We start from the raw sequence: 16,350 nt of genomic DNA, 5'->3' as shown, positions 1-16,350 counted from the left end.
ACGGTAAGTACATCATGGTTGATATTCCTGGATAAACCGAATGGCCGCGTTCATCCCGTCCAGAGCTGCGCTCATAATGCCGCCGGCATAACCGGCGCCTTCGCCAATCGGGTACAGACCCCCGGTATTTACTGACACAAAATCCGCGCCGCGGACAATTCTGACCGGAGCCGAAGTCCGGGTCTCCACACCGGTAAGTACGGCCCCCGGATGATCAAAGCCGCGAATTTTGCGGCCAAAATCGGGCAGAGCCCGGGCCAGTGTGGCTGTAACGAACTCAGGCAGGCACTGCTCAAGCCGAGCAGGCGTTACCCCAGGATGATAGCTGGGCTTGGCAAGATAGTTCGTGCTGCCGCTTTTCCCTGTCAGAAAATCGCCTACGGTCTGTACGGGAGCGGCATAATTCTGCCCCCCCAGGGTAAAGGCCAGCCGTTCATAACGGCGCTGAAACTCAATACCGGCAAGTATGCCTGGTCCGCAGTCCGCCGGATTCACGGTTACGGCCAGCGCACTGTTGGCAATACCGGAGTCCCTGCTAAAAAGGCTCATGCCGTTGGTTACCACTGCGCCCTGTTCGGAAGCGGCCGCAACAACCAGCCCACCCGGGCACATGCAGAAAGAATAGGCAGCCCGTCCTGCCGCCCGATCCTGGTATACTAAGGCATAATCGGCCGCACCCAGTTTAGGATGGCCGGCTGCCGCGCCATATTGAGACTGGTCAATAAGTTCCTGCGGGTGTTCAATGCGCACACCGACGGCAAAGGGTTTGGCCTCCATGGCAATGCAGGCCTCATGGAGAAACTGGTACGTATCACGGGCGCTGTGGCCGATGGCCAGAAATAAGGCCTGACAGGAGAGCTTGCGGTTATCATTGATGGTAATTCCCTTTAAGCTGCCATCAGCAGCTTCCAGGCCTGTCAGTTTGGCCTCAAACTCAACCTCTCCCCCCATCTCGATAATCCGGGCACGGATATTTTTGACCACCTGTCTCAGTTTATCCGTGCCGATATGGGGTTTATGAAGATATTTTATCTCCGGCGGCGCTCCGGCAGCCACCATAATGTCCAGCACCTCGGCCATTCGCGGGTCAGTTACCCGGGTGGTTAGTTTGCCGTCGGAAAAGGTGCCTGCGCCGCCTTCGCCAAACTGCACATTGCTGGTCTCATCCAGCCGGCCGGTCCGCCAGAAATCGGCGATATCGCGGGCACGCTGCTCAACATCCCGCCCCCGTTCAATTAAAAGCGGTTTATAACCGTATCTGGCCAGCATAAAAGCGGCAAATAAGCCGGCTGGGCCGGCTCCCACCACAACCGGGCGGTCGGTTAGCTGTTTACTGCCCGGCGCAATTTCTTCGGGTCTGACGGGCGCAAGCAGGGCGACATCCTTGTCTCCGGCCAGGCGGTTTAGGGCCTGCCCGGGCGGAACGGTTATATCAACTGCCAGTGTATAGACAAAATGAATACTGTTTTTCCTGCGGGCGTCAACTGCCCGGCGCATAATGATCACTTGCCGGACGGCATCCGGCGCCAGCTTAAGACGCCTGGCCGCCATTCTTGCCAGCGGTGTGTCTTCGGTCAAAGGGACACGAAAATTGCTGATTTTAAGCAAGGGTTCTTATCTCCTTTTAGGGTGGTCCTACTTTGATGGTGATACTTATGGTTCCCGGCGTAACGGTTGTTCCTTCCGGTATTTGCAGTTTTACGTCCCTGGTGGTATCCTGCTTGATGTCTGCCAGGTTCACCGGTTCAGTGTAAATTGCGTCAATTTTGTCAATGCCTTTGCCTGCCGTACTTTCACTGATTTCAACTTTGGCCGGCTGAGCGGCAATGCTTTTAAGGACCAGGCCGGCCGGTAAAGCGCCCTGGGTGACTAACTTGACATCCAGCTGCTTTTTGGCGGTCTCTGCCAGATTGACCGTCACCCGTGTTTTTTCCGGATAAATAGTCAGACCCTCGACTTCCTTGCCTTGCTGGTTGACGGGAACGAGCCGCGCATCAACATAGTAATCGGCTGTTTTACCGGTTAGATCCACAGTAGCTATAATTTTTTCCACAGCGGCGACAGCACTTTTAGGGCCTTCAATAGTAATTTGCGAGTTGGCAGCAGTAATCTTACCTGTCACTATTCCTTTGGCAGGAGCGCCGTTGGTTCGAACCTCCACCGGCAATTGCCGGCTGGTAGTCGCATCAACAGTAAGCTGCAGTCTGTCAGGATTGATTTCCACCAGTTCCAGGCTGGAGGGTACGGCCGCAACCACTTTCACGGTATGACGGCCTTCGCCGAGTCCCCTTAAGTCTATATACGCCTTAAGATCGCCGTTGAGTACCCCGGCCACAATGCTGCGCGGGCCGCGGATTTTAATTCTGACGGTTTCCGGCACATCACTCACCACATTACTGGTAGCTGTATTACGGACTTCCAGCGGAATGTTAAACGAGGACTCTATCGGGGGATTCTGCTCATTCATGACATAGAGCCACAGGATGATGGCTAAAATGATAGCAAAAATTTTCGCAGCTACATTTTTGGTTTCCCCCGGCTTGTCAAAAAATTTGTTAACCATTTGTCGGCCTCCAGCTAAATAAATCGCTAAGCGAAGAGGTTTTGGCCACAAACAGCGGTCCCAACTGTTCCTTAAGTTTTTCGGCATCCATATAGCGATGCAGTCTGCCGCCTCTGGCCAGGGAGATAATACCGGTCTCTTCGCTGACGACGATTACCACAGCATCTGTCTGTTCACTTATACCAATGGCCGCCCGGTGCCTTGTGCCCAGTTCCTTGGTCAGCGTCCGGTCATCAGACAGCGGCAGCAGACAGCCAGCGGCCTGCACCCGGTTGCCGCGCACGATAACAGCACCGTCATGTAGCGGTGTATTGGGAATGAAAATATTGATCAGGAATTCGTTGGATACCAAGCCGTCTACCTTAATGCCGGTCTCAATATAGTCATTTAGTCCGGTCTCCCGTTCCAATACGATTAAGGCCCCGATTTTATTTTTGGACAAAGCGGTAACCGTGAGGGCCAGTTCCGCAAATAAGGTTTCTTTTTCTTCGGCATTCAATTGGGAGCGGTTCTGGAAAAAACGCCCCCGTCCCAGTTGTTCAAGGGCCCGCCTGAGTTCCGGCTGAAAGACGACCGGCAGCGCTACAAGGACTACGGTCATGGTTTTTTGCAACAGCCAGTTAATAACGTTAAGTCCCAGCCATTTACTGACCAGGGTGGCGAACAGCAGGATGACAAGGCCTTTTAACAAGGCTACCGCCCGGGTATCCTTGATCATAACATAAAGCTTGTATAAGAAATAAGCGACAATTAGAATGTCGAGAATATCAAGTAAACTAATGGTAGAAATTATTCCCCGAATTTGTAATAACATGCTGTACACCTCGAACGCGCAGTGAAATTCCAGTTTGACCTATAACTTTATTCTACCCAATAATAGGAAAACCTTTTAGCAAAGCAGCGATAATATAAAATATTAATTTAGTGCAAAAAAATGTGCCCGCTCTGCTGCAGTTCCATATATCAAATTAGGCTTGTGCCCGGGGCACAAGCCTAATTGTTAACTGTTCTCGCAAAAGCAGGGTTACAGCTTCGTTACTTCGTCAACCCAGCCAAATTTATCAGCGACCCGGCCTTGCTGGATGCTGGTGATATAATCAAACAGTTTTTGCGAAGTTTCACCAATCTCATTATTGTTAATCACGATTTTTCTGCCTTTCCAGGAAAGCTCGCCAACCGGTGAAATAACGGCAGCCGTACCGGAGCCGAATACTTCTTGCAGGCGGCCTTCGGCATGGGCCTGGTATACCTCGTCTATGGAAATGCGGCGTTCCGAAACTTTCATGCCCCAGTCCTTGGCTACTTCCAGAACCGAGCGGCGGGTAATGCCGTTTAAGATACTGCCGTTTAGTTCCGGCGTAATAATTTCGCCGCCGATTTTGAAGAAGATGTTCATGGTACCCACTTCTTCAATATATTTTTGTTCCAGGGCATCAAGCCACAGCACCTGGGTATACCCTTCCTCTTTGGCTACTTCGGCTGCTTTAAGGCTGGCCGCATAGTTGGCCGGAGTCTTGGCTTCGCCCAGGCCGCCTTTGACCGCCCGGACAAAATGTTCCTCTACCTTGATCTTGACCGGCTTGAAGCCGGATGCGTAGTACGCGCCGACAGGCGAAAGGATGATAAATAATTTGTATTCATCGGCTACTTTTACCCCGACATAAGGATCGACAGAGACGACAAAAGGACGGATGTATAGGGAAGTACCCAGGGATTTGGGCACCCATTCTTTGTCAAGGGCAATAAGCTGCTTCAGACCGGCATGAAGCAAATCCACATCCATTTGCGGGATGGAGAGTATATCCGCCGAATTATTAAAACGCTTGAGATGATCTACCGGACGATAGGTCACCACACGGTTGTCTCCGGTGCGAAACGCCTTCATGCCTTCGAAAATAGCCTGGCCATAGTGCAGCACCATAGCGGCAGGTGAAATATCGAAGTCTCCGTATGGAATAATGCGGGCATTATGCCAGCCTTGGCCAGTGACATAGTCCATCACAAACATGTGGTCGGTAAAAATTTTGCCAAAACCAAGTTTGTCTTCAGCGGGAAGTGTGCCACGTTTATCAGCCAGTGTAACAGCAATATCAGTCATGTTAACAGGCCTCCTCGGGATGTATATTTATGGTTATTATAGAGTGATTTTTGTATACATGTCAAGGCGTTTTTGCTGTTTCTCCAGGATGGACTTGGCAATAGTGACCGCTTGTCCAACCTGAGTAGGCGATGTTCCGCCCAGGGAGTTACGGGCGGCCACACAGGTTTCCACACTGATCGCCTCCAAAATATCTTCTGTAAATAGAGGCGAGAATTCCTTAAACTCATCCAGAGTAAGATCTGTCAGGGTTTTTTGTTCACTTAAACAATAGGCTACGCATTTTCCGACCACTTCATGCGCCTGCCGGAAGGGTAATCCTTTTTTTACGAGGTAATCGGCCATATCGGTGGCATTGGAAAAATCTGTTTTGAGCGCCTGACGCATGGCGTCGGCATTGACTTTCATGCCGCGCAGCATGGCGGCATAGACCGTCAGGCTGAATTTTACGGTGTCAATGGTATCGAAAAGGCCTTCTTTGTCTTCCTGCAAATCTTTGTTGTACGCCAGGGGTAAACCTTTTGCCACGGTGAGCATGGCCATCAGGTGACCAAACACCCGGCCGGTTTTGCCCCGCACCAGTTCGGCCACATCGGGATTTTTCTTCTGCGGCATGATGCTGGAGCCGGTGCAATGCGCATCATCCAGTTCGATAAAGGAAAACTCGGTGGATGACCAGAGGATAATTTCTTCGCTGATACGGCTTAAGTGCATCATCAGGATGGAAGCGAAGGATAAAAACTCCAGAATATAATCCCGGTCGCTGACGGCATCCAGGCTATTTTCGTAAATGCGGCCAAATTTCAGCTCACTGGCGACAAATTCCCGGTCGATCGGGAAGGTGGTACCGGCTAACGCCCCTGCGCCCAGCGGCATAATGTCGGCCGATTCCCACACCCCGCCCAGCCGGCGGAAATCCCGTTCAAACATGAAGAAATAAGTCATCAGGTGATGGGAAAATAAAATGGGCTGGGCCCGCTGCAAGTGGGTATAGCCGGGCATTATGACATCCGGGTATTTATGGACAACATCCAGTACGGCTTGCTCCAGGTCAAATAAAAGTCTGGCAATCTCTGCCACTTGTTCGCGGACATACATGTGCGTGTCCAGCGCTACCTGATCATTGCGGCTGCGGGCGGTATGCAGCCGGCCGCCGGCCGGACCGATCCGCTCGGTGAGGCGTTTCTCAATATTCATATGAATATCTTCCAGGGAAACCTCAAAGCTGAAGTTACCGGCCTCAATATCGGCCAGAATGCCGGTCAGCCCCTCAATAATTAGGTCGGTGTCCTGTTGGTTGATGATGCCGCATTTGGCCAGCATCCTGGCGTGGGCAATACTGCCGGCGATATCCTGCCGGTACATGCGGCTGTCAAAAGAAATGGAGGAGGTAAACTCCTCCACCATCACATCCGTGCTTTTGGCGAAACGTCCGCCCCACAGTTTAGTCATTGTTTTTCAAAGCCTCAGCTTTCATCATGGCGCGGACTTTGAGCGGCAATCCAAACAGATTGATGAAGCCCTCGGCATCGCCATGGTTATATAATTCTTCACTGTCGCCAAAGGTTACGATTTTTTCGTTGTAGAGGGAGTACGGCGATTTGCTGCCGGCGCTCACGATATTGCCTTTATAAAGTTTCAGGCGAACCGTGCCGGTAACATTTTGCTGCGTGGAATCAACAAACGCATCCAACGCTTCCCTCAAAGGGGCAAACCACATGCCGTCATATACCAGCTCGGCGTATTTGATGGCAACCTGTTCTTTATACTGGAGGGTAGCGCGGTCAAGCGTCAAGTACTCCAATTCGCGATGGGCATAATAGAGAATGGCTCCGCCTGGATTTTCGTATACGCCGCGGGATTTCATCCCTACAAGGCGGTTTTCCACGATGTCGGCAATGCCAATGCCATTGGCGGCGCCAATGTCGTTAAGCTTGGTCAAAAGAGATACAGCGTCCAGTTTCACACCGTCAACCGATACCGGAATGCCTTTTTCAAAACCGACTTCGATATAGAGCGGCGCGTCAGGCGCTTTTTCCGGCGGGGTAGTGATCATATATACATCGTCTTTAGGCTCATTAGCCGGATTTTCAAGATCGGCGCCTTCATGGCTCAGGTGCCAGATGTTGCGGTCCATGCTATATGGACGGGATTTGGTAACCGGTACGGGAATACCGTGTTTTTCCGCATAGTCGATAGCATCTTCGCGGGAGCGGATGTCCCACAGCCGCCAGGGCGCAATGATTTTAAGATGCGGGGCCAATGCTTTAACAGTCAGCTCAAACCGCACCTGGTCGTTGCCTTTGCCGGTAGCGCCGTGACAGATAGCGTCGGCGCCTTCTTTAAGGGCAATGTCTACCAGCGCTTTGGCGATAATGGGCCGGGCAAAGGAAGTGCCTAACAGGTACTTGCCTTCGTAAACGGCACCGGCTTTCAGCGTCGGCCAGACATAGTCTTCCACAAACGGCTTGGTTAAATCCTCAATATATACTTTGCTAGCGCCTGATTTAATGGCTTTCTCGCGGACAGGGGCCAGTTCGTCGCCCTGACCGACATCAGCGCACATCGCAATAACTTCGCAACCATAGTTTTCTTTGAGCCAGGGGATGATAACCGAGGTGTCCAGACCACCCGAATAGGCCAGCACCACTTTTTTAATGTCACTCATTGTTTGTATTGCCTCCTAAATATATGGTTTCCTTCAGTTTCCTATGGTAAAGTTTACAGGAATTAGGTGTAAATGTCTATATCCTATCGAGAATTGCAACGTTTGCGTTGCTTCTATATTATGATACCGCAAAAGCGCAAGAACTGCGCCGGAATAACGGTTTGAGAAATCTATCGTACCTTCGGTACTCCGTCCCCCAAAAGTCACGAACTGCCGGAACTTGTTAGAAATGTCCAGATGCGAGGCGCACCGGAAAAACAAGCCGCGCCGCGTACTGGCGTACGCAAGCAATTGTTTTGAGGAGCAACGAAGCAGGTGGGCGTTTATAACAAGTTCTAATGTACTAGTCCGCCATCAGCAACGCCATGATGGCCTTCTGGACGTGAAGACGATTTTCTGCTTCATCAAATACCACCGAATTAGGCCCTTCAATCACATCATCGGTAATTTCCTCACCGCGGTGGGCCGGCAGGCAGTGCATAACGATAGCATCCTTTTTAGCTGCCTGCATAATAGCACTGTTGATCTGGAAGCCGGCGAAAGCCTGCTTGCGGATGGCCTGTTCTCCTTCCTTGCCCATGCTGGCCCAGACATCGGTGTAGAGTACGTCGGCGCCCGCAGCGGCGGCAAAGGGATCGTCCAGAATGCTGATCTTGCTGCCGGAGACCTTGGCCACGGCCGCTGCCTGTTCGACGATGGTTGCGTCCGGTGCGTAGTTTTGCGGTGTGGCCACACTGATATCCATGCCCACTTTGGCGCAGATATGGAGAAGTGAGTTGACCATGTTGTTGCCGTCGCCAATATAGCACAGTTTGCGGCCCTTCAGGTCGCCTTTATGCTCGATGGCAGTAAAGATATCGGCCATAGCCTGGCAGGGGTGCAAGAGGTCTGTCAGGGCGTTTATAACCGGAACGGAGGCATACTCAGCCAGTTCCTCAACCTCCAGGTGGGAAAATGTCCGGATCATAATACCGTCAACATAGCGGGACATTACCCGGGCGGTGTCTTTGATAGGTTCGCCCCGGCCGATCTGAAGATCGTTGGACGATAAGAAGAGCGCCATACCGCCTAACTGCCACATGCCTACTTCAAATGATACCCGGGTCCGGGTAGATGATTTCTGGAAGATCATCCCCAGGGTCTTACCTTTCAGTAACTGATGCGGTTCTCCCGCTTTTTGCTTGGCCTTTAAGACTTTGGTAAAGTCCAAAATCTGATAGATTTCATCAACCGTTAAATCATGTATTGATAGAAAGTCTTTTCCTTTAAGACTCATTCCCTATACACTCCCCCATAGTAAGAATTAAGCAATTGCTAGTGTTTTATCCAGTATCGCGATCACTTCATCAACATGCGCGACCGTTATATTAAGCGGCGGCACAAACCGGAGCACATCGCCGGCGGTGCAGTTGATGATGGCGCCCTGCTTCATGCATTCGTTAACAATATCCCGGCCCGGACGGGTAAGTTTGGCGCCGACAATTAAGCCTTTGCCGCGTACCTCGGTAATTAGCTCCGGATATTTTTCTTTCAGCGCGTTAAGTTTGCCGACAAGATATTCGCCTACTGCCTCTGCATTTGCCAGCAATTTCTCATCCTGAATGGCTTTCAGTACGGCATTGGCGGCCGCACACGCCAGCGGATTGCCGCCGAAGGTGGAACCGTGGTCGCCGGCGCTGAAAGCGGCTGCCGCTTTATTCGTGGCGATAAAAGCGCCGATCGGCACACCGCCGGCTAACCCTTTGGCCAGGGTGGTAATATCCGGCTTAATGCCCAGATGCTCATAGGCAAACATTTTGCCGGTACGGCCCATACCGGTCTGAATTTCATCCAGGATTAAGAGCGCGCCGTACTTATCACACAAGTCTCTCACTTTTACGAAATAATCCTGATCCGGAACAACCACGCCGCCTTCGCCCTGGATGGGTTCCAGCATTACGGCACAGGTCTTATCGGATATGGCGGCCTCTAAAGCAGCAATATCATTAAAGGGAACATGTTTGAAACCGCCCGGCAGCGGCTCATAGCCCTGCTGGTATTTGGGCTGACCGGTAGCTGTAAGCGTGGCTAAGGTCCGGCCATGGAAGGAATGTTCAGCAGCAATAATCTCTACTTTGTCCGGGGATATGGTCTTGCCATATTTCCGGGCCAGCTTAATGGCGCCTTCGTTGGCTTCGGCCCCGCTGTTGCCGATAAAGACTTTATCAAGGCCGCTCAAGGCCGCAAGCGATTTGGCAAGCTGAGCCTGTTCTTCGGTATAATACAGATTAGAGCAATGGATGATTTTTCCGGCCTGGCCGGCTACCGCCCTAACGAGGGCGGGGTGGGCATGGCCCAGTACGTTAACGGCGATACCGCCGAGAAAATCAATGTATTTTTTCCCTTCATTATCGAAAACATAAGGTCCTTCGCCATGGCTAAGGACAACAGAATACCGGGCGAATACCGGCAGGTAGTTCTCCTGATCAACAGCAAAAACCGTTTGTTTATCCACTGATATACCTCCTATATTTGACCACCTCGGTGCCGATGCCCTCACTGGTGAAGATTTCGAGGAGCAGGGAATGGGGCTTGCGGCCATCAATAATGTGAGTTTTGGCTACCCCGGCGGCCAGCGCTTTTACGCAGGCTTCCACTTTGGGAATCATGCCGCCTTCGATGCTGCCGGTTTTAATCATTTCCTGGGCTTCGGCCAGTGACAGGGTAGAAACGAAGGAACTCTTGTCATTATAGTCACGGTAAATGCCTTCTACATCGGTGATAAGCGCCAGTTTTTCCGCCCCCAGGGCAGCGGCCAGTTCACCGGCCACATAGTCGGCGTTAATGTTATAGGTGGCGCCGTCTTTGCCGACGCCGATCGGCGCGATAACCGGAATATAGCCTTCATCCAGCAGTTTTTCAAGAAGGCCGGTGTTGAGTTTTAAAACATCGCCGACAAAACCGATGTCCACTTCTTTGGTTTGACCGTTCTCCCGGACTTTGGCCAGATGTTTGGATGCAATAATAAGATCGGCATCCTTGCCGCTTAAGCCGACAGCCTTAGCGCCTAGGAAGTTTAGCGATTTAACAATTTCACTGTTGATTTTTCCGACAAGAACCATTTCGGCAATCTCTACCGCCTCGGCGTCGGTGACCCTAAGTCCGCTGACAAAACTGGTTTCCTTGCCAAGCTTTTTCAGCATACCGGTAATTTCCGGGCCGCCGCCGTGGACAACCACCGGACGGATGCCGGCGTATTTAAGGAATATAATATCCTGCATGACGCTCTTTTTCAGCTCGTCGCTCTGCATGGCATTTCCGCCGTATTTGATAACAACGGTATTGCCGGAAAACCGCTGCAGGTATGGTAAGGCTTCAATGAGTACAGCCGCTTTTTCTACTGAATTAATCATATAATCATTCCTTTCCCATTTTGAAAAAATTGTTCATGTTGTATATTCGCCATTGATTTTTACATAATCGTAGGAAAAATCGCAAGTCCACACCGTGGCCGCTGCGTCGCCCATTCCCAGTTCGACGGTTATAGCGATGTCTTTTGCTGCCATAACTTCTTTGAGCTTGGCGGTGTCAAAACCGGCTGCGCCCTGGCCGTTGGCGACGATGGTGAGATCGCCGATAGTCAGCGAGGTCTTGTCAGGTTCTGATTTAGCCCCCGAATAGCCTACGGCGCATAATATCCGGCCCCAATTGGGATCCTGACCGAAGAACGCCGTTTTAACGAGGGGTGATTTGGCAATCGCCATGGCCGCCAGCTTGGCATCGGCAAATGATACCGCCCCGGTCACGCTAATCTCGAGGAATTTGGTGGCGCCTTCACCGTCGCGGACAATAAGCTGAGCCAGATCAGTGCATACTGTTTTTAGGGCTGCATAAAAGGCCTGATAGGCCGGGCTGCCGGCGTCGGTAATCGTTGCGTTGCCGGCCTGGCCGCTGGCCAGTACAGCCACCATATCATTAGTGCTGGTATCGCCGTCGACCGAAATCATGTTAAAGGACAGCTCCACAGCATCCTTAAGCGCTTGCCTTAAAAGCGCCGGTCCAATGGCGGCATCGGTAGTAATAAAGGAGAGCATGGTCGCCATATTGGGGTGAATCATGCCTGCTCCCTTGGCGATACCGGCGATCCTGCAGGTTTTACCGTCAAGCATAAATTCATAGGCCGTGGACTTGGGAAACGTATCGGTTGTCATAATAGCGGCCAGCACTTTCTCATGGCCGTCTGCGGCTAGGATTTTGGCTGCCTGGCCGATGCCTGTCTTGACTTCGGTCATCGGCAGGTTAACGCCGATAACCCCGGTGGAAGCTACCAGTACTTCGCAGTCATCTATGTTAAGGGCTTTCGCGGTTTCATGGGCCATAACACGGGCATCGGCAAGTCCCTGTTCACCGGTGCAGGCATTAGCGCAACCTGAGTTAATGACAATAGCGCGCACTTGCCCGCGTTCAACGGCCTGGCGGGATACGATAACCGGCGCCGCCGCCATTTGATTGGTGGTAAACATGGCCGCACCGGCTGCCGGCACCGTACTGTAGATAATACCGATATCTTCTTTGCCGTTCTTTTTTATACCGGCATGCACGCCGGCGGCAATAAACCCTTGCGGCGAAGTAATACCGCCGGTGATTTTAGTTAGCATTGTCATTCCTCCTGCTTTGGGGTTGCTTATGGATATAACGGTGCGTAGTCAAGCCCCGTCTTCTCATCTAAATTAAAAATAACATTCATATTCTGCACTGCCTGGCCGGCTGCGCCTTTGACCAGATTGTCAATTGCGGCGATGGCTATGATTCGGCCGGTACGGTTGTCAATATGCCAGCCTATATCACAGAAGTTGGTACCGCGGGTGTTCTTGGTCACAGGGTATGCCCCCCGTCCCAGCAGACGGATAAAATATTCCCCGCTGTATGCGGCGCGGTAAGCCTCGTCAACAGCCTCCGGACTTACTCCGTCTTTTAGATTGGCATAGCAGGTACTCAAGATACCGCGGGCGACGGGAATAAGATGCGGGGTAAAGTTGATGACCAGTTCCTGGCCGGCGATTTCGCCCAAAACAGCCTCAATCTCAGGCGTATGACGATGCCCGGCCACATTATAGGCCTTGACGCTCTCAAACACTTCGGTAAAATGCGAACCAAGGCTCAGACCCCGCCCAGCGCCGGATACACCGGATTTAGCATCAATAATCAGTGATTTTAGGTCGACAAGCTTATACTTGACAAGCGGCGCCAGGGCTAATATGCTGGCTGTTGTATAGCAGCCGGGATTGCCGATGATGGCAGCGTCTTTTACCTGACTGCGGTAGAGTTCGGTAAGTCCATATACAGCCCGGGCCTCTTTGTGCGTGTGTTCTACTTTGTACCATTGTTCATATATGGCATGATTTTTGAAGCGATAATCCGCTCCAAGGTCAATTATTTTCACTTGGGGATTGATGGCGGTGGCTTTACGCCCTACCTCCATAGCGTGCCCATGCGGCAGACCGATAAAGATAACTTCGCTTTCCAGGGCGATCTTTTCTAAGTCGGCCAAACTTGCCAGCGTCTTTGTATAAAAGCGTGTCAGATGGGGATATATTTCATGAATGCCGGTACCCGGCTGGCTTTCGGAAGTAATATACAAAACCTCGGCTGCCGGGTGAGATGCCAGTATCCGGAGCAATTCCGCGCCAGTATAGCCGGTAGCTCCTACAATGCTTATTTTCATGGACTTCGCTCCTTCCGTAATAATTATACGTTATATATGAATAATAATGCAAGTATTTTCGTATCCGGTATACAAAATATTAGATGGGATAAATTGGTATAAGGCCTGCAAAAGAAAAAAGAGGCACAGATAGGTGCCCCGCCTCTGTTTTAAAATCTAACTGACCCGATAATATATATGCTGCGCCCGCATTGGGGGCAGTTTTTGGTATTGCCGGTTTCATCAGGCTCCTCTGTCAGGCGGCTGTAACCACCGGCCCGGTCAATGACCTTATAACCGCATTCCGGGCAGTAGGTATTCATGCCATCGCCGCCGACGTTGCCGATATATACATAGTTAAGGTACTGGCGGGCCGTCTTGCTGGCCAGTTGAAGCGTACTTACCGGCGTTGGCGGCGCATCCATTTTGTAATTGGGAAAATACCGCGAAAAATGAAGCGGTATATCGGGACTTATTCCTGCCAGCCATTCAGCAAGCCCGGCCAGTTCGGACTCCGAATCGTTAAGCCCCGGTACCAGTAAGGTGGTAATTTCCACATGGCACCGGGCGGCCGCCTGCTCCACGGTGCGTTTAACATGCGCAAGCCGACCGGCGCATACCTTTTGATAGAAATCGTCATTAAACGCTTTCACGTCAATGTTCATGGCATCTATGAGCGGCAGCAGCTGCTCTAAGGGCGCTTCATTGATAAAGCCATTCGACACCAGTACATTTTTCTGGCCATTATCGCGTACCAGCTTGGCCGTGTCCAGAATATACTCATACCAAACACTGGGTTCTGAATACGTATACGCGATGCCGATATTGCCCCGGTTTGCCAGCTGACCGGCTAAGGCAGCCGCGTTTTCAGGTTCGAGTAGGGCAGTATCCGGCTGCTCTTGGGCAATATGCCAGTTCTGGCAAAACTGACAGGTAAAATTGCAGCCCCAGGTGCCCAGTGAAAGGATGGTGCTGCCGGGATAAAAATGATATAGCGGTTTCTTTTCGACAGGATCAAGCGCCTGACCGGTCGCCTGCGCATAATTCAATACATACAGTTTGCCGCCGGTGTTCTGCCTGACCCGGCAGAAGCCTGTCCTTCCCTCGGCAATTGTGCAGTGCTTCGGACACAGGCCGCAGCGAACGGTTGGCCCCTGCTGTCGGTAATAAAGCGCCTCACGCACTTTGAAGTTCACCTCAGTACTCTACTTATAGCGTATCACGGTAAACCGGTATAAATCAATTTCCTCATCCGGGCGGATACCCGCCTTCTCCATAGCTATAGCTACTTGTTCATTGGCCGTATCCACACCCTCAAGGTCAGGTAACAATAAGCCGGAACGGCGGCCGCTCCGCACAATGACCCCGTATGTTTTAGGGTTCAGTTCAGTGATGCTGTTAATTGGTTCAGGTGCTTCCAGTACATCTACGGATACTTCCAGTTCAGCCAGTTCATCCAGTTCAATCGGCCAGAACCGGGGATCTTCGGTCCCGGCGCTGACGGCATTCTGAATGATCTCGTCGGCGATTGTCGCTGTTGTAGGAGCAAAAGTTCCTATACAGCCCCTGAGCTGGCCGGCCTTTTTAAAAGAAACAAATACACCGGCCTGTCCGCCCAGAATGGCCGGCAGTTCAGCCGGTTTATCCATCAGTTGCCCCTGCTTCAAATAATAGGTAAGGCTTTCCCGGGCCAGCGCCACCGGCGCGCTTTGTGCACACATGCTAAAACCTCCTATTTCTTACCTTTGATTTTGAAGGCGATAACCGCGTACCCTACGCCAAACGGCCCTTCATAGGAGGATACAGCCAGTTCGGCATCAAGTCCCCCCATAATGCCCAGAAGAAAAAATACAGGTCGTAAGCCGCATTCGCCGGCTTCTTCGATCAGGTTTCTATCCATAGCCAGCAAGGTCTTTACATCTACGTTCTCCAGGGCGGCAACCAGCTGGCGGTCAAATTCAGCCCCTTTGGGACTAAAGCCTGCCGGCGCATCAGGCGTAAGGCGGTGTGATAAATCACCGGAAGCAATTACCGCCACCCGCTTGTCCACATGGCTAATGGCCGATTGAACGGCCTTACCGAAGGTATACATTTCTTCATAGGCCAGCATTCCCATGGACAAATGTACAATCTGTCCCTTAAATCCTGCTTTGGCAAGATAGTATAACGGTACAAAAGCACCATGATCCAGCTCTAAAGGAATACGGTAATTTTTTGCCGTGTCATCAGTCATTTCTGTCAGATTTATACCCAACCGCTGGCAGTTGCGGATGATATGCTTAATTAATAAATTGTCTGTTTCAAAGCCAAGGGTCGCATCCGGCGCCCCAAACTGGGCCATATTGCCCCTAAGCCGCGGGTGAATACTGACTGTTACGGCGTCTTCAAAGACAGGTCCGTGCGGGGTGATAATCACTACTGTCTGCGGGTTGCCCTCTTTCAGCAGTTCGGCTACCCGGGTCGCAGCGTCAACGGTGGCTTGAATCTGGATAAGCTCGTTTTTCCCCACTTCCGGAACCATAAGCGGCGGGTGCGGCATTAGCGCACAACCAACCAAATTGTCCATCAAATCGCTCCCTTCATCGCGTGGTGCGTCTTGCGTTTCTTATCTTCCCACATTCTGGTTGAAATGATACGCCAGAGCTTTGGCAATATATTCAGCCAGTTTGTGCTGATATGAATCGGTACTTAAGTGTGCGGCCTCGTCCGGATTGCTGATAAAACCGGCCTCAATAAGAACGCCAGGCACATTTACAGACTTCAATATAAGAATATCAGAATCCTGCTTGACCTGCCTTTTATTACCCTGGGGAAAGTTTTTTAGGGCATGCTGCATGGTTTCCGCCAATTTTCTGTTTTCCTCCAGCTTAGGGTGGTAAAATACCTGGGCGCCCGTCCATTTAGCGCCTCTAATGGCGTTGCAATGGATGCTGACAAAGGCATTGACCCCGGAGCTTTCAATTATTTCGGCCCGTTTCAGTAAATCGTTGCGTTTCCCGCCTTTGCCTCTGGTATAATAGTCAATATCTCCCTCGCGTGTAAGTACCGGTGTAGCGCCGTTGGCCGTCAGGATATCCGCCAGTTTTAAGGCAATAGCCAGATTGATATTTTTTTCTTCAACCCCATTCCACTTTGCACCATCATCTATACCGCCGTGACCGGCATCAATGGCAATTTTTTTACCATTCAGGACTGACAAATCAACTGTTTCCAGCTCATCCAGCACGAGATATCTGAGTGTCAGCAGGTTCAGTACCACCACCGCAATGCTGCATACCAGCGCACTAATCAGCCTGCGGCGTTTTATTACCAGTATCCGCATCCTTCCCGCCACCTCT

At 51.4% G+C, this 16,350-nt stretch carries 15 protein-coding genes; all 15 read right to left on the bottom strand.

Annotation, left to right across the window (positions count from 1 at the left end; translation table 11 throughout):
* Positions 1–12 precede the first annotated feature (12 nt).
* On the bottom strand, positions 13–1,608 hold the full coding sequence (locus SATMO3_RS02370) for an FAD-dependent protein (protein WP_371376946.1): 1,596 nt from the start codon (positions 1,606–1,608) through the stop codon (positions 13–15).
* Between the two features lie 16 nt (positions 1,609–1,624).
* Entirely contained in the window at positions 1,625–2,563 is a 939-nt protein-coding gene (locus SATMO3_RS02365) for a YbbR-like domain-containing protein (protein WP_371376943.1), read from the bottom strand.
* Positions 2,556–3,377, bottom strand: coding sequence for a diadenylate cyclase CdaA (gene cdaA, locus SATMO3_RS02360; RefSeq protein ID WP_371376940.1), 822 nt, complete (start codon positions 3,375–3,377; stop codon positions 2,556–2,558). Before cdaA ends, SATMO3_RS02365 begins: the two co-directional genes overlap by 8 nt.
* A gap of 210 nt (positions 3,378–3,587) precedes the next feature.
* Positions 3,588–4,661, bottom strand: a complete 1,074-nt coding sequence (locus SATMO3_RS02355) for a branched-chain amino acid aminotransferase (protein ID WP_371376937.1) — start codon at positions 4,659–4,661, stop codon at positions 3,588–3,590.
* A 36-nt stretch (positions 4,662–4,697) separates the two neighbouring features.
* Positions 4,698–6,113 (bottom strand): argininosuccinate lyase, encoded by a 1,416-nt coding sequence (gene argH / locus SATMO3_RS02350; RefSeq protein ID WP_371376935.1) that lies wholly within the window; start codon positions 6,111–6,113, stop codon positions 4,698–4,700.
* On the bottom strand, positions 6,106–7,329 hold the full coding sequence (locus tag SATMO3_RS02345) for an argininosuccinate synthase (RefSeq protein ID WP_371376931.1): 1,224 nt from the start codon (positions 7,327–7,329) through the stop codon (positions 6,106–6,108). The genes argH and SATMO3_RS02345 overlap by 8 nt, the downstream gene beginning before the upstream one ends.
* A gap of 343 nt (positions 7,330–7,672) precedes the next feature.
* A complete protein-coding gene (argF, locus tag SATMO3_RS02340; protein WP_371376929.1) occupies positions 7,673–8,605 on the bottom strand; it encodes an ornithine carbamoyltransferase in 933 nt (310 codons plus the stop codon).
* Positions 8,606–8,632: 27 nt separating this feature from the next.
* Complete coding sequence (locus SATMO3_RS02335) at positions 8,633–9,823, bottom strand: acetylornithine transaminase (protein WP_371376926.1); 1,191 nt, start codon at positions 9,821–9,823, stop codon at positions 8,633–8,635.
* Positions 9,816–10,721, bottom strand: coding sequence for an acetylglutamate kinase (argB, locus tag SATMO3_RS02330; RefSeq protein WP_371376923.1), 906 nt, complete (start codon positions 10,719–10,721; stop codon positions 9,816–9,818). The genes SATMO3_RS02335 and argB overlap by 8 nt, the downstream gene beginning before the upstream one ends.
* 33 nt (positions 10,722–10,754) lie before the next feature.
* Positions 10,755–11,966 (bottom strand): bifunctional glutamate N-acetyltransferase/amino-acid acetyltransferase ArgJ, encoded by a 1,212-nt coding sequence (argJ, locus tag SATMO3_RS02325; protein ID WP_371376920.1) that lies wholly within the window; start codon positions 11,964–11,966, stop codon positions 10,755–10,757.
* A gap of 26 nt (positions 11,967–11,992) precedes the next feature.
* Positions 11,993–13,033: an N-acetyl-gamma-glutamyl-phosphate reductase gene (argC, locus tag SATMO3_RS02320; protein ID WP_371376917.1), complete on the bottom strand. Its 1,041-nt coding sequence runs from the start codon at positions 13,031–13,033 to the stop codon at positions 11,993–11,995.
* 149 nt (positions 13,034–13,182) lie between these two features.
* The gene (amrS, locus tag SATMO3_RS02315) at positions 13,183–14,196 is read right to left on the bottom strand and encodes an AmmeMemoRadiSam system radical SAM enzyme (RefSeq protein ID WP_371376914.1); all 1,014 of its coding nucleotides are present in this window, start codon (positions 14,194–14,196) and stop codon (positions 13,183–13,185) included.
* Positions 14,197–14,217: 21 nt separating this feature from the next.
* Complete coding sequence (gene amrA, locus SATMO3_RS02310) at positions 14,218–14,733, bottom strand: AmmeMemoRadiSam system protein A (RefSeq protein ID WP_371376911.1); 516 nt, start codon at positions 14,731–14,733, stop codon at positions 14,218–14,220.
* A gap of 11 nt (positions 14,734–14,744) precedes the next feature.
* The gene (amrB, locus tag SATMO3_RS02305) at positions 14,745–15,578 is read right to left on the bottom strand and encodes an AmmeMemoRadiSam system protein B (RefSeq protein WP_371376908.1); all 834 of its coding nucleotides are present in this window, start codon (positions 15,576–15,578) and stop codon (positions 14,745–14,747) included.
* A 39-nt stretch (positions 15,579–15,617) separates the two neighbouring features.
* Positions 15,618–16,334 carry an N-acetylmuramoyl-L-alanine amidase gene (locus SATMO3_RS02300; protein ID WP_371376904.1) on the bottom strand — a complete coding sequence of 239 codons (717 nt, stop codon included), beginning with the start codon at positions 16,332–16,334 and terminating at the stop codon, positions 15,618–15,620.
* Positions 16,335–16,350: the final 16 nt, after the last annotated feature.

Source organism: Sporomusa aerivorans (assembly GCF_041428895.1).
GTDB classification, from domain to species: domain Bacteria; phylum Bacillota; class Negativicutes; order Sporomusales; family Sporomusaceae; genus Sporomusa; species Sporomusa aerivorans.
The sequence above is the reverse complement of the archived record's forward strand: the minus strand, read 5'-3'. Positions and strand labels throughout refer to the sequence as shown.

Excerpts from the sequence above, each read along its gene's own strand:
- amrB (WP_371376908.1), bottom strand. The coding sequence starts at position 15,578 with ATGGACAATTTGGTTGGTTGTGCGCTAATGCCGCACCCGCCGCTTATG.
- SATMO3_RS02355 (WP_371376937.1), bottom strand. The coding sequence starts at position 4,661 with ATGACTGATATTGCTGTTACACTGGCTGATAAACGTGGCACACTTCCC.
- argH (WP_371376935.1), bottom strand. The coding sequence starts at position 6,113 with ATGACTAAACTGTGGGGCGGACGTTTCGCCAAAAGCACGGATGTGATG.
- SATMO3_RS02365 (WP_371376943.1), bottom strand. The coding sequence starts at position 2,563 with ATGGTTAACAAATTTTTTGACAAGCCGGGGGAAACCAAAAATGTAGCT.
- argF (WP_371376929.1), bottom strand. The coding sequence starts at position 8,605 with ATGAGTCTTAAAGGAAAAGACTTTCTATCAATACATGATTTAACGGTT.
- SATMO3_RS02300 (WP_371376904.1), bottom strand. The coding sequence starts at position 16,334 with ATGCGGATACTGGTAATAAAACGCCGCAGGCTGATTAGTGCGCTGGTA.
- argB (WP_371376923.1), bottom strand. The coding sequence starts at position 10,721 with ATGATTAATTCAGTAGAAAAAGCGGCTGTACTCATTGAAGCCTTACCA.
- argC (WP_371376917.1), bottom strand. The coding sequence starts at position 13,033 with ATGAAAATAAGCATTGTAGGAGCTACCGGCTATACTGGCGCGGAATTG.
- SATMO3_RS02345 (WP_371376931.1), bottom strand. The coding sequence starts at position 7,329 with ATGAGTGACATTAAAAAAGTGGTGCTGGCCTATTCGGGTGGTCTGGAC.
- argJ (WP_371376920.1), bottom strand. The coding sequence starts at position 11,966 with ATGCTAACTAAAATCACCGGCGGTATTACTTCGCCGCAAGGGTTTATT.
- amrA (WP_371376911.1), bottom strand. The coding sequence starts at position 14,733 with ATGTGTGCACAAAGCGCGCCGGTGGCGCTGGCCCGGGAAAGCCTTACC.
- cdaA (WP_371376940.1), bottom strand. The coding sequence starts at position 3,377 with ATGTTATTACAAATTCGGGGAATAATTTCTACCATTAGTTTACTTGAT.